This is a genomic window from Streptomyces griseus (assembly GCF_001715295.1).
Classification (GTDB): Bacteria; Actinomycetota; Actinomycetes; order Streptomycetales; family Streptomycetaceae; genus Streptomyces; species Streptomyces griseus_G.
This window is the reverse complement of sequence record NZ_MDKB01000002.1, coordinates 844,519-857,348: the sequence shown is the minus strand read 5'-3', so window position 1 is coordinate 857,348 and position 12,830 is coordinate 844,519. Positions and strand designations below refer to the sequence as shown.

The window sequence follows — 12,830 nt, the reverse complement described above, 5'->3', positions numbered from 1 at the left end:
ATCGGCAGGGCAGTGCGCAGGGAACGGGCAGGAGGCGGCCGGTGACCGTCGACGACACGAGTTCCGGCGAGGGCGCGGACCCTCCGGCGGAGCCCTCGGTCCACCCCACGCCGCACCATGAGGTCGACCACACGGCCGAACCGACCGACGACCCCCTCGCGATCCGGCTGGAACACCTGATCCTGGGGGCCGACCGCCGGTACACGCCGTTCCAGGCGGCCAGGACCGCCGGGGTCTCCATGGACCTGGCGTCCCGCTTCTGGCGTGCCATGGGCTTCGCCGACATCGGGCAGGCCAAGGCGCTCACCGAGGCCGACGTCCTGGCCCTGCGCAGGCTGGCCGGTCTGGTGGAGGCCGGGCTGCTCAGCGAGCCGATGGCGATCCAGGTGGCCCGGTCCACCGGGCAGACCACCGCCCGGCTGGCCGAGTGGCAGATCGACTCCTTCCTGGAGGGGCTGACCGAGCCCCCCGAGCCCGGCATGACCCGCACGGAGGTCACCTACCCGCTGATCGAGCTGCTCCTGCCCGAGCTCCAGGAGTTCCTGGTGTACGTGTGGCGGCGCCAGCTCGCCGCCGCGACCGGGCGGGTCGTCCAGGCGGCGGACGACGAGGAGATGGTCGACCGCCGGCTCGCCGTGGGCTTCGCCGACCTCGTCGGCTTCACCCGGCTGACCCGGCGGCTGGAGGAGGAGGAGCTGGGCGAGCTGGTCGAGGCCTTCGAGACGACCTCCGCCGACCTGGTCGCCGCCCACGGCGGGCGGCTCATCAAGACGCTCGGTGACGAGGTCCTCTTCGCCGCGGACGACGCGGGCACGGCGGGCGAGATAGCGCTCCGGCTGGTCGAGGCGATGGCGCAGGACACGACGATGCCCGCGCTGCGGGTCGGCATCGCCTTCGGCACGGTGACCACGCGGATGGGCGACGTGTTCGGTACGACGGTGAACCTGGCCAGCAGGCTCACGTCGATAGCGCCGAAGGACGCCGTGCTGGTGGACGGCGCGTTCGCCCAGGAGCTCACCCGGACCGGGGACGCCCCCGCGTCCGAGGCCCAGGCGGCCCAGGAGGCCGCCGCCGCGGCCGAGCGCGCCCGGCTGGCAGAGAAGGAGGGCCGGCTGGACGAGGAGCCGCCCCTGCCGGCGTACCGCTTCGGGCTCCAGCCGATGTGGCAGCGGCCGGTGCGCGGGCTGGGCGTGATCGAGCCGTGGCTGCTGGCGCGACGAGGCAAGCCGTCGTCCTGACCCGGGCCGGCGCCCGGAGAGCGCTCCCCCGGTGCCCGCCGTTCCTCCCCGGCCCCCCGCCCGCCCTGGGGCTCCCGGCGCCCGCGTCCTAGGATCCCGGTAACGCTCGTTAACCGGAGGGGTGCGCCATGACCGTCACGTCCGAGCAGAGGTTCGGGGAATTCGTCGTCGTACGGCGGCACGAGGGCCAGGACCACGTCGCCGAACTGGTCCTCGACCGGCCCCGGGCCATGAACGCCGTGTCCACCGCCATGGCCCGCTCGATCGGCGAGGCCTGCGCCGCGCTCGGCGCCGACCCGGGGGTGCGGGCCACCGTCCTCACCTCCAGCCACGACCGCGCCTTCTGTGTGGGCGCGGACCTCAAGGAGCGGAACTCCTTCACGGACGCCCAGCTGGTGCGGCAGCGGCCCACCGCCCGGGCCGCGTACACCGGGGTGCTGGAACTGCCGATGCCCGTCGTCGCCGCGGTGCACGGCTTCGCCCTCGGGGGCGGCTTCGAGCTGGCGCTGGCCTGCGACGTGATCGTGGCCGACCGTACGGCCGTGGTGGGGTTGCCCGAGGTGTCCGTCGGGGTCATCCCGGGCGGTGGGGGCACCCAGCTGCTGCCCCGCAGGGTCGGTGCGGCGCGCGCCGCCGAGCTGGTGTTCACCGCCCGGCGCGTGGAGGCGGCCGAGGCGCGAGAACTCGGCCTGGTCGACGAACTGGTCGACGCGGGCGGCGCCCGGGAGGCGGCGCTGGCACTCGGTGGCCGTATCGCCGCCAACTCCCCGGTGGGGCTGCGCGCCGCGAAGCGGGCGCTGCGGCTCGGGCAGGGGCTCGACCTGCGGGCCGGGCTGGAGGTCGAGGACGCGGCCTGGCGGTCGGTGGCCTTCTCCGGGGACCGGGCGGAGGGCGTGGCCGCGTTCAACGAGAAGCGGAAGCCCGCCTGGCCCGGGGAGTGAGGGCCACCCGTACGGGGCCGGTCCACCCGCCGGGTGGTGCGTGCGGGCGAAGCCGCTGCGAAGATCATCAGCGCTGCGAACTGCTCGAATCGCTGCAAACCTCCCTAAGCTGGAGCGATGGGCGGTGATGAGGTGCGGCTGCGTGCCGTGGTGGCGCTGGCGCAGACGATGGCGGCGGCCTGCACCCCGCGGGACTCCTGGCGTGCGGCCGCCCTCGGCGCGTGCGAGGCGCTGGGCGGCAGTTTCGCCGCGCTCTCCGTCTGGGAGCGCGACCGGGGCAGGCTGAGGGTGCTGGTGAACGTGGGGGAGCGGGCGCCGGGGGAGGAGGAGTTCCCCGAGGAGGAGGCCTACCCCGTGCACCAGTTCCCGGAGATCACCGAGTTCCTGCACGAGCGGTGGGCCGGTGGCGGTGAGCCGGACGCCTGGGTGGAGACCGCCGACGGCAGCCGTGCCGCCGGGGCTCCCGCCAGGGGGGCCCGGCCGTACTGCCACCAGCGGGTGGCGGCCCTGCGACGGCGCGGCCGGGGCTGCTGCGTCGTGGCCCCGATCGTGCTGCACGGCCGCGCCTGGGGCGAGCTGTACGTGGCCCGGCGGGCGGGGGAGCCTGTGTTCGACCGGGGCGACGCGGACTTCGCGACCGTGCTCGCGGCCGTCGCCGCGGCGGGAATCGCCCAGACGGAGCGCCTGGAGGAGGTCCGCAAGCTGGCCTTCACCGACCCCCTCACCGGGCTCGCCAACCGCCGCGCGGTCGACATCCGGCTCGACGAGGCGGTGGAGCGGCACCGCGTGGAGGATGCCGTGGTCAGCCTGGTCGTCTGTGACCTGAACGGTCTCAAGGCGGTCAACGACACGCACGGTCACGCCGTCGGCGACCGTCTGCTGGAACGATTCGGCTCCGTGCTCTCGCTCTGCGGGGCGATGCTCCCCGGGGCGCTGGCGGCCCGGCTGGGTGGGGACGAGTTCTGTCTGCTGACCGTGGGCCCCGGCGCCGACGAGGTGGTCCGGGTGGCCGAGGAACTCTGCGCGCGGGCCGTCGGCCTGGAGCTCGGGAACGGGGTCGCCTGCGGCATCGCGTCGACCGGCGACGACATCGGTCCCGTGCGCTCCGCGCGCCGGCTCTTCCGGCTGGCCGACGCCGCCCAGTACCGGGCGAAGGCGGCACACTCCAGGACTCCGGTGGTGGCCGGGCGGGACGGCGAGGTCATCCGGCTCGCCGACTCCCCGCCCCGGTCCCCGCACGACCGCCGCAGGCTCAGGGGAAGCCCGCCCGGGGGCGGGAACTGAGAGCGCGGTAAGGGGTCCGCCGGGCGACGACTGGTGACATGCGGCGATTCAGTCCGTACGCTTCTGAATATGGATATGCACACAGTCGTGGTGGGGACGTCCGGCACCACCGCCGAGGACGTCATCGCCGTGGCCCGCCGGGGCGCCCGGGTCGAGCTCTCCGCAGCCGCCCTCGAGGCGCTGGCCGCCGCCCGCGAGATCGTCGACGCGCTCGCCGCCAGGACCGAGCCGGTCTACGGCGTCTCCACCGGCTTCGGCGCCCTCGCCAGCCGGCACATCGGCCCCGAGCTGCGGGCGCAGCTCCAGCGCAACATCGTCCGCTCGCACGCGGCGGGCATGGGTCCCCGCGTCGAGCGCGAGGTCGTCCGGGCGCTGATGTTCCTGCGGCTGAAGACCCTCGCCTCCGGGCACACCGGCGTACGCCCCGAGGTCGCCCGGACCATGGCCGACGTGCTCAACGCCGGCATCACGCCCGTCGTCCACGAGTACGGCTCGCTCGGCTGCTCCGGCGACCTGGCCCCGCTCTCCCACTGCGCCCTGGCCCTGATGGGCGAGGGTGACGCGGAGGGCCCCGACGGGACGGTGCGCCCCGCCGGCGAGCTCCTGGCCGCCCACGGCATCGCCCCCGTCGAGCTGCGCGAGAAGGAGGGACTCGCCCTCCTCAACGGCACCGACGGCATGCTCGGCATGCTGGTGATGGCCCTCGCCGACCTCGAGAACCTCTACACCTCGGCCGACATCACCGCCGCCCTCTCCATGGAAGCCCTCCTCGGCACGGACAAGGTCCTCGCCCCGGAGCTCCACGCCATACGCCCGCATCCCGGCCAGGGCGCCTCCGCCGACAACATGCTGCGGGTGCTCGCGGGATCCGGCCTGACCGGACGGCACTCCGAGGTCACGGGCGACGCCCCCCGGGTCCAGGACGCCTACTCCGTACGCTGCGCACCCCAGGTCAACGGGGCCGGGCGCGACACCCTCGCGCACGGCAGGCTCGTCGCCGACCGCGAACTGGCCGCCGCCGTCGACAACCCGGTCGTCCTGCCGGGGGGCCGGGTCGAGTCCAACGGCAACTTCCACGGCGCGCCCGTCGCCTACGTCCTGGACTTCCTCGCCATCGTCGCCGCCGACCTCGCGTCGATCACCGAGCGCCGCACGGACCGGCTGCTGGACAAGAACCGTTCGCACGGGCTGCCGCCGTTCCTCGCCGACGACGCCGGGGTCGACTCGGGGCTGATGATCGCCCAGTACACCCAGGCCGCACTGGTCAGTGAGTTGAAGCGACTCGCGGTCCCCGCCTCCGTGGACTCGATCCCGTCCTCCGCGATGCAGGAGGACCACGTCTCCATGGGCTGGTCGGCCGCGCGCAAGCTCCGTACGGCCGTCACCGGACTCGCGCGCGTCGTGGCCGTCGAGCTGTACGCCGCCACGCGCGCCGTCGAACTGCGCGCCGCCGGGGGGCTGACCCCCGCGCCCGCGTCGCGGGCCGTCATCGAGGCGCTGCGGGCCGCCGGTGTCCAGGGGCCGGGACCCGACCGCTTCCTCGCCCCCGACCTGGCCGCCGCCGACGCCTTCGTACGCGAGGGGAAGCTGGTCGAGGTGGCGGAGACGGTGACCGGGCGTCTGGCCTGAGCCGGGGTGCCGCGGCGGGCCGTGCCCGCCGCGGAACCGCCCGGACCCGGTCTCAGAAGGCGGCCGTGCCGGCCCGGCGTACCGAGTAGGCGACGAATCCCGCGCCGACGGCCAGGGAGACCGTGCCGCCGATCACGTACGGGGTGGTGTCGACCCCGGCGCCGGTGTCGGCGAGCCTGTTCTCCGGGACGGGCTCCCCCGCCGAGGCGGTGGGTGCCTCCCTGCCCTGCGTCGTCGGGGCCGCGGGGCCTGCGGACGACGTGGCGGATTCGCTGCGCGGAGCCGCCTCGCCGGTGGCGTTGGCGGAGGGGACGAACCAGAGAGCACAGAGCAGGGTGCCTGCCGCCGTGGTGGTCAGCAGCATGCGACGAGCGACGTACACGTAATCGATCCCCTTGCGACAGCCGTCAGTTGACCCCGTAGGCCGATGCTAAGCAAACCTGCGGGCCGGAGGAAAATCGCAGGTCCCGTGAGCCGTACGCTCCGGCGTATGACCGACGCAGAGACACCCGTATTTGTTCGGCTTCGCGTGGAGATGGTGCTGGAGGTCACCGACCCGGACGCCCTGACCGGCACCGCGCTCGAAGGCATCGCCGCCGACTTCACCGCTTCGGGAGCCTCGGCCGACGAGTCCGCCGAGGAACGCGCGCATGCCGAGGAGACGGTCAGGGAAGACGCAGCGGAGGCCCTCGCCTCGCTCGTCGACCCGTTCGACCTGATCGGCCAGATGCCCGGGGTGGAGCTCGCCCAGGCGTCGTGGAGCAGCGAGACGGTCGACCACGACCCCGACGCCGAGGACGGATCGGTGGGGGAGGACGAGGACGAGACCTACTACTCAGTCGGGGAGAATGCCACGGACGACGAGGAAATCGGCGGGAACACGGAACGCCGACGTCGGCGGACACGTCTCCGGGAGTGAGGGAACCACCGGCGCCGTCCGCGCGTCGATGAGTGGTGTTCCCCACACATACGGCAGACGTGGAACGGAACACCTGTTCCAGGTGTTCTTGGAATATTGACGGGTTCGCCGTCAGGCGGCCTCGTCCGGGGATCTTTCCGGGGAATCGGCAACGATGGAGAAGCGTGTGATGACGGTCAGCAAGCGGCGCAAGGGCCTCATGGCCGCGTCCGCCCTGCTCGGCGGTGTGCTGGTGCTTTCGGCCTGCAGCGACGAAGGCGGCAGCACGAGCGCGAGCGCCGACAGCTCGAAGGCGTCCCAGGCGCAGGTGGACGAGGCGGCCGCCAAGGACACTTCCGAAGCGCAGATAACGATCGCGCCGAAGAACGGCGCGGCCAACGCGAGTATCAACAACGCGGCCCTGGTCACCGTCGCCAAGGGCAAGCTGACCCAGGTCACCATGACCACGGCGTCCGGCGACGCCGTCGAGGGCACTCTCGCCGCCGACGGATCCAGCTGGAAGCCGAACGGCCAGCTCGAACGCTCGACCACGTACAAGATCAGTGCGACGGCGGCCGACGCGAAGGGCCGCGAGGCCCACGGCAACAGCTCCTTCACCACCGTCTCCCCGGAGAACAGCTTCATCGGGAACTTCACCCCCGAGGACGGCTCCACGGTCGGCGTCGGCATGCCCGTCTCGATCAACTTCAACAAGCCGATCACCGACAAGAAGGCCGTCCAGGACGGCATCACGGTGACGTCGAGCAGCGGCCAGGAAGTCGTCGGCCACTGGTTCAACAACCAGCGTCTGGACCTGCGTCCCGAGAACTACTGGCAGGGCGGCTCCACCGTCACGCTGAAGCTCGCGCTGGACGGCGTCGAGGGCGCCGACGGCGTCGTGGGTGTGCAGCAGAAGACGGTCACCTTCAAGGTCGGCCGCAACCAGGTCTCGACCGTGGACGCCAAGGCGAAGACGATGACGGTCACCCGGGACGGCAAGACCGTCAAGACCATCCCGATCTCCGCCGGATCCCCCGACAACCCGACGTACAACGGCCAGATGGTGATCTCCGAGAAGTTCAAGGAGACCCGCATGGACGGTTCGACGGTCGGCTTCACGGACGACGACGGCAAGGGCGAGTACGACATCAAGGACGTCCCGCACGCCATGCGGCTGTCCACCTCGGGCACCTTCATCCACGGCAACTACTGGGGCGCCAAGTCCATCTTCGGCAGTGTTAACACCAGCCACGGCTGCGTCGGCCTGTCCGACACGAAGGGCGCGGACGACCCCGGCACGGCCGGCGCGTGGTTCTACAACAACTCCATGATCGGCGACGTGGTCGTCGTCAAGAACTCCCCGGACAAGACCATCGCCCCCGACAACGGGCTCAACGGCTGGAACATGAGCTGGTCGGAGTGGACGGCGGGTTCCCAGGCCTGACCGCGCGATCCCCGCGCCCCTTCCCCCTCCGAAGGCGGCGGCACCCGGACTCTCCGGGCGCCGCCGCCTTCGGCGTACGCGGCCCCGGGGGCCGGCGGGGGTTCCGGGAGCGGGGCGGTTCCGGCGGTGGCCGGGGACAGCCGCGGGGCGAGGCCAGGGGCGGCGGTCACCCGCCGGCGCGTACGCCCCGGCAGCCGTCCGTCCTCCTCACCGCCCGGCCGGCGCCCTCCGGCCCGGACGCCACGCCACGCCGGGGGCAGGTATACGGGCGGCGGCCCGTATCCTCACAGACCCGGCCGCCGGACTGTGAGGGTCACCACCCCGGGGCGGGGCGCGTCCCGGTCACCCGTGGCCCGTTCCGGCCCGCCGGACGCGGGCTCCGGTGTCCGCCGCACCCCGTCGGGACCGGCGGCGCGGGGCCACTATGTGAAACGGCTCCCGGGAACGCGACGCCCCGCTGGGACAATCGGCCGGTGCGGCGGTCCGCCATGGACCGGTGGCGCCTCCGGGGACAGGGAGCGCCGACGCGCACCCAGCCCACCCACGGAAGGTCTTGATCACATGCCGGCCAGTTCCGACACCCAGCACACCGTCGACAACCGTGTCATCGAGCCGCTCTACGCGGAGGTCCTGCGCCGCAACCAGGGTGAGAAGGAGTTCCACCAGGCGGTACGCGAGGTCCTCGAAACCCTCGGCCCGGTGCTCACCCAGCGGCCGGAGTTCGTCGACGCACGGATCATCGAGCGGATCTGCGAGCCGGAGCGCCAGCTCATCTTCCGGGTGCCGTGGGCGGACGACGCGGGCGACATCCACGTCAACCGCGGCTTCCGCGTCGAGTTCTCCAGTGCGCTCGGCCCGTACAAGGGCGGACTGCGCTTCCACCCCTCGGTCAACCTCGGCATCGTGAAGTTCCTCGGTTTCGAGCAGATCTTCAAGAACGCCCTGACCGGCATGCCGATCGGCGGTGGCAAGGGCGGGGCGGACTTCGACCCCAAGGGCCGCACGGACGCCGAGATCATGCGGTTCTGCCAGTCCTTCATGACCGAACTCCACCGTCACCTGGGCGAGTACACCGACGTCCCCGCCGGTGACATCGGCGTCGGCGGCCGTGAGATCGGCTACCTCTTCGGCCAGTACAAGCGCATCACCAACCGCTACGAGTCGGGCGTCCTCACCGGCAAGGGCCTCGGCTGGGGCGGCGCGCTGGTGCGCACGGAGGCGACCGGGTACGGCTGCGTGCTGTTCACGGCCGAGATGCTCCGGGTGCGCGGCGAGTCCCTCGACGGCCAGCGCATCGCCGTGTCCGGCTCGGGGAACGTCGCCATCTACGCCATCGAGAAGGCCCAGCAGCTCGGCGCGACCGTCGTCACCTGCTCCGACTCGGGCGGCTACGTCGTCGACGAGAAGGGGATCGACCTGGCCCTGCTCAAGGAGGTCAAGGAGACCGGGCGCGGCAGGATCTCCGAGTACGCCGAGCGGCGCGGCCCGCACGTGCGGTACGTCGAGGGCACGGGCGTCTGGGCCGTTCCCGTGGACGTGGCACTGCCGTGCGCCACGCAGAACGAGCTCCACGAGCCGGACGCGCTCGCACTCGTACGCAACGGTGTGAAGGCGGTCGCCGAGGGCGCCAACATGCCGACCACGCCCGAAGCGGTCCATGTGCTGCAGGAGGCGGGCGTCGCCTTCGCGCCCGGCAAGGCGGCCAACGCGGGAGGGGTGGCCACGAGCGCCCTGGAGATGCAGCAGAACGCCTCCCGGGACTCCTGGACCTTCGCCCACACGGAGGAGCGCCTCGCCCAGATCATGCGCCACATCCACGACTCCTGCTTCACCACGGCCGAGAAGTACGGAAGCCCCGGCAACTACGTGGCCGGCGCGAACATCGCGGGCTTCGAGCTGGTCGCGGACGCGATGCTGGCGCAGGGCCTGATCTGACGCTGCCACGACGCGGCCCCGGGCACACAGCCCCGGGCAAGCAACACCGGCGGCTGACACCCCCTCGTTCTGCCGTCAGCAGATCAGCCCGGCGCGGAAGGACTTTCCCTCCCGCGCCGGGCCGATCGTTCCTAGGCTGGGACGATGAGCAGCCACGCGCCGGACCACGCCCGCATCGTCCCCCTGCGTCCCGCCCCCGCGCCGAGAGAGCCCCTCTGGCGGGACGTCGTCGGCGACGTCCTGCGCGGCGAACGCACCGCCCAGCAGCGGACGCTCAAGGACGTGGCCGAGGCCGCCCGGATCTCCGTCCCGTACCTCTCCGAGATCGAACGCGGGCGCAAGGAGGCCTCCTCGGAGGTCCTCGCCGCGGCCGCCCGCTCACTCGGGCTCGGGCTGGCCGACGTGCTGTCCCTGGCCCGGAGAGAGCTCGCCCGCCGCAGCGCCCCCGCCTCCCGGACCTCCCGGGGCTCCGCCTCGTTCGGCGAGGTGCGGCTGGCCGCCTGAGGGCGGCACCCGCCCGCCGGCGGACGGGCCCGGGTCAGCGGAGCTTGGCGACCGCGACGCCCGTCGTCCTCTTGAACCCCTGCAGGGGAGCGCCGTCGAGGTCACCCAGCTGCCCCCATTCCAGCACCGTCACCGTCCGGCCGTCACGGCCGACCGCGTAGAGCGCGATGTCGGTCGAGCCGACCTCCGGGTAGGACGTGTCGATGCTGTAGACATGCGCCCCCTCCTCCACATCCACCGTGCCGTGGGAGCGGGTCTCGCCCTCCAGGCCCGGCTGCTCGGCCCGGAGCCGTTCGAGGCAGCCTTCGACGGCGGCGCGGAGTGCGGCGGCCAGCCTCTTCGCCTCGGCGGTGGTGGACGCGACCGTGGTGGTCTGCCTGGCCCCGGTGTCGAGCTCGGTCCTGAAGTCCCGGTACGAGCTGGACGCCGCCGGCGTCGTCCCCGCGGTGCACGCGGAGCCCGAGTCGGGCAGCCCCTGCCGCACCGGGTCCGCGCTCCACGGGCTGAGGGAGGCCGGCCACTGCGACGCGGAGAGGAACTTCGGCGCCACGGGGGCGGCCGAGGCCGGTACCGACGAGGCGAGGGCCACCCCCACGGCTGCGGCGGTCACGACGGCAGTGCGGATTGTGTTCACGAAGAGCTCCCTGGTGGTCAGTTGCCGGGTCGGACAGCCACCAGCTTGGGCGGAGTCCCGGGGCGGACCAAGCGTCCCGAGCGGTCGGGGTGGGGTGGAACCATCCCACCCCCGGTGACGTGGGACTGTTTCGAGGGGGTGGAACGCCACTCGGGACGGCACGGGGGAGGGGGGACGGGGTGGAGGCACCGACGGAGTCCGCGCGTGAGGAGTTCGCCCGGTGGCTGAGCGGGATACGGGAGGGTTCCGGCCGCACGTACGGCTCCCTCGCGCGCCGGACGGACATCAGCGCGTCGACGCTCCACCGCTACTGCACCGGGCAGACGGTGCCGGTGGACTTCGCGCCGGTCGCCCAGGTGGCACGCCTGTGCGGGTGCACCGGCGAGCGGCTGGTGGACCTCCACCGCCTGTGGATCCTGGCGGACGCGGAGCGAACCCTCCGTCAGGAGCGGCACAGCCAGCCGGCCGCACAGAGGGCACAGAGCGAAGCGCCCGCGAGCCCCGGATCCGTGGACCCCGAAGAGGGCCGCGAACCCGAGCCCCCCGCCCCCGAGCCCGCCCCCGGGGCCAAGGCGGTCCACGACAAGGACCCGGCAACCGCCGCCCCCGCACCCTGGAAGCGCCGCGCCGCGTACGCCGCCGCGCTCCTCCCGGCCGCCCTCGTGCTCACCCTGGCACTCACCCTCGACGGCACCTCCACCCCACCGGCCGCCCGGCAGCACACCGGCACGGGGGCACCCTCCAGCGGATCCGGACACCCCACGCCACCGGGCCGGGGCGCCGCGCACGCACCCCTCGCATCCGCGACCCCCTCCGCCTCCGCCACCGGTCGGCCCTCCGGCAGCGGCGGCGCGGAACACCGCCCGGACGCCGCGTCCCCGGTCCCCGCCGACCCGTCCCCGGCCGGGGGAGATGGCACGGTGCCGTTCTCGTGGAGCGTCAACGATCATGTGTGGAGGTACGGATGTGGCCACTCCTACCTCATCGGCGGGGACGCCACCGCCGTGCCCCCGCCCCCGGTCGAGGCCGACGCCGGGGCCTGGGCGAGCGCCGTCGGCGGGGTGCACGCGGACGGGACCCGGGTCCGGATCACGCTGCAGGGCACCGGCCAGCGGACCGTGGTCCTGGAGTCGATGCAGGTCCGCGTCACCGCGCGGCGGGAGCCCCTCCGCCGCAACGTCCACCGCATGGACGACGGATGCGGTGGTGCGCTCACGCCACGCGTGTTCGACGTCGACCTCGACCGCCCGCGCCCGGTCGCCCGCGCCCTGGCGGGCAACGACTCCGGCACGCCTCTCCCCGCGGTCCCGTTCCCCTACACCGTGTCGGCCACCGACCCCGAGGTGCTCCTGGTCGACGGCCGTGCGGCCGACTGCGACTGCGACTGGTACCTGGAGCTGGCGTGGAGCGCCGGCGCGAGCCACGGCACCGTACGCGTCGACGACGGGGGCCGCCCGTTCCGTACGAGCGGGAGCCGGGGACGGCCCGTCTTCGGCTACGACACCGGCACGGGCCGCTGGGTCACCGCCGGCTGACCGGAGCCGTACGGCCGGGCGGGCCCCCGGGGCCCGCCCGCCCGATCACTCCGCGGCGGGAGCCGGGGCGATGCCCGTCGGGCAGGCGCGGCCCCAGTTGGTCTCGGAGGGCGACTCCAGGGTGGCCCCCGTGCCGCCGATGCCGCAGTAGCCGTCCGGGTTCTTGTCGAGGTACTGCTGGTGGTACGCCTCCGCCGGCCAGAAGGTGCGGCCCTCGGCCGGGAGGATCTCCGTGGTGATCTCGCCGAAGCCCGCGCCGGTCAGCACCCGCTGGTATGCCTCGCGGGAGGCCGCCGCGCCCTCCGCCTGCTCGGCGGAGTGGGTGTAGATCGCCGAGCGGTACTGGGTCCCCACGTCGTTGCCCTGGCGGAAGCCCTGGGTCGGGTTGTGGGACTCCCAGAAGAGCTTCAGGAGCTCCGCGTAGCCGACGACCTCCGGGTCGAAGACCACCCGTACGGCCTCCGTGTGGCCGGTCAGGCCCGAGCAGACCTCCTCGTACGCCGGGTTCTCCGTGTAACCGCCCTGGTATCCGACGAGCGTCGTCCAGACGCCCTCCGTCTGCCAGAACTTGCGCTCGGCGCCCCAGAAGCAGCCCAGCGCGAAGTCGGCGACCTCCAGGCCCTGCGGGTACGGGCCGGTCAGCGGGTTGCCGAGCACCGTGTGGCGGGAGGGGACCGTGAATTCGGGGGTGGGTCGCCCGCGCAGGGCCTCCTCACGGGTGGGGAGCTGCGGGGTGCGGTGGAACAGGGACATGCGGGGCTCCTCCGGGGGTCGGTTTGCAGTCCGTA

At 73.3% G+C, this 12,830-nt stretch carries 12 protein-coding genes; 9 read left to right on the top strand and 3 right to left on the bottom strand.

Going from position 1 to position 12,830, the window contains the following annotated elements:
- Positions 1-41: 41 nt before the first annotated feature.
- From BA175_RS10310 to hutH, 4 genes are all read left to right on the top strand, one after another.
- Positions 42-1,238, top strand: coding sequence for an adenylate/guanylate cyclase domain-containing protein (locus tag BA175_RS10310; protein WP_069171005.1), 1,197 nt, complete (start codon positions 42-44; stop codon positions 1,236-1,238).
- 128 nt (positions 1,239-1,366) lie between these two features.
- Complete coding sequence (locus tag BA175_RS10305) at positions 1,367-2,179, top strand: enoyl-CoA hydratase/isomerase family protein (protein WP_069171004.1); 813 nt, start codon at positions 1,367-1,369, stop codon at positions 2,177-2,179.
- 117 nt (positions 2,180-2,296) lie between these two features.
- A complete protein-coding gene (locus BA175_RS10300; protein WP_069171003.1) occupies positions 2,297-3,463 on the top strand; it encodes a GGDEF domain-containing protein in 1,167 nt (388 codons plus the stop codon).
- Positions 3,464-3,532: 69 nt separating this feature from the next.
- Positions 3,533-5,092: a histidine ammonia-lyase gene (gene hutH / locus BA175_RS10295; protein ID WP_079159489.1), complete on the top strand. Its 1,560-nt coding sequence runs from the start codon at positions 3,533-3,535 to the stop codon at positions 5,090-5,092.
- 52 nt (positions 5,093-5,144) lie between these two features.
- On the opposite strand, the gene BA175_RS10290 is transcribed toward hutH, so the two are convergent.
- Positions 5,145-5,474: a hypothetical protein gene (locus tag BA175_RS10290; RefSeq protein ID WP_069171001.1), complete on the bottom strand. Its 330-nt coding sequence runs from the start codon at positions 5,472-5,474 to the stop codon at positions 5,145-5,147.
- A gap of 108 nt (positions 5,475-5,582) precedes the next feature.
- Here BA175_RS10290 and BA175_RS10285 point away from each other — a divergent pair, with 108 nt between their 5' ends.
- The 4 genes from BA175_RS10285 to BA175_RS10270 all read left to right on the top strand — a co-directional run bounded on the left by BA175_RS10285 (position 5,583) and on the right by BA175_RS10270 (position 9,873).
- Entirely contained in the window at positions 5,583-6,011 is a 429-nt protein-coding gene (locus BA175_RS10285) for a hypothetical protein (protein ID WP_069171000.1), read from the top strand.
- A gap of 154 nt (positions 6,012-6,165) precedes the next feature.
- A complete protein-coding gene (locus BA175_RS10280) occupies positions 6,166-7,434 on the top strand; it encodes a L,D-transpeptidase (protein ID WP_069170999.1) in 1,269 nt (422 codons plus the stop codon).
- Positions 7,435-7,995: 561 nt separating this feature from the next.
- On the top strand, positions 7,996-9,369 hold the full coding sequence (gene gdhA / locus BA175_RS10275) for an NADP-specific glutamate dehydrogenase (protein ID WP_069170998.1): 1,374 nt from the start codon (positions 7,996-7,998) through the stop codon (positions 9,367-9,369).
- A gap of 144 nt (positions 9,370-9,513) precedes the next feature.
- Positions 9,514-9,873 carry a helix-turn-helix domain-containing protein gene (locus BA175_RS10270; protein WP_069170997.1) on the top strand — a complete coding sequence of 120 codons (360 nt, stop codon included), beginning with the start codon at positions 9,514-9,516 and terminating at the stop codon, positions 9,871-9,873.
- 34 nt (positions 9,874-9,907) lie between these two features.
- Here the strand turns inward: BA175_RS10270 and BA175_RS10265 are convergent, their stop codons facing one another.
- The gene (locus BA175_RS10265) at positions 9,908-10,507 is read right to left on the bottom strand and encodes a hypothetical protein (protein ID WP_069170996.1); all 600 of its coding nucleotides are present in this window, start codon (positions 10,505-10,507) and stop codon (positions 9,908-9,910) included.
- A 179-nt stretch (positions 10,508-10,686) separates the two neighbouring features.
- Here BA175_RS10265 and BA175_RS10260 point away from each other — a divergent pair, with 179 nt between their 5' ends.
- Positions 10,687-12,042, top strand: coding sequence for a helix-turn-helix domain-containing protein (locus BA175_RS10260; protein ID WP_069170995.1), 1,356 nt, complete (start codon positions 10,687-10,689; stop codon positions 12,040-12,042).
- A gap of 45 nt (positions 12,043-12,087) precedes the next feature.
- On the opposite strand, the gene msrA is transcribed toward BA175_RS10260, so the two are convergent.
- Positions 12,088-12,795: a peptide-methionine (S)-S-oxide reductase MsrA gene (gene msrA, locus BA175_RS10255; RefSeq protein ID WP_069170994.1), complete on the bottom strand. Its 708-nt coding sequence runs from the start codon at positions 12,793-12,795 to the stop codon at positions 12,088-12,090.
- Positions 12,796-12,830 lie beyond the last annotated feature (35 nt).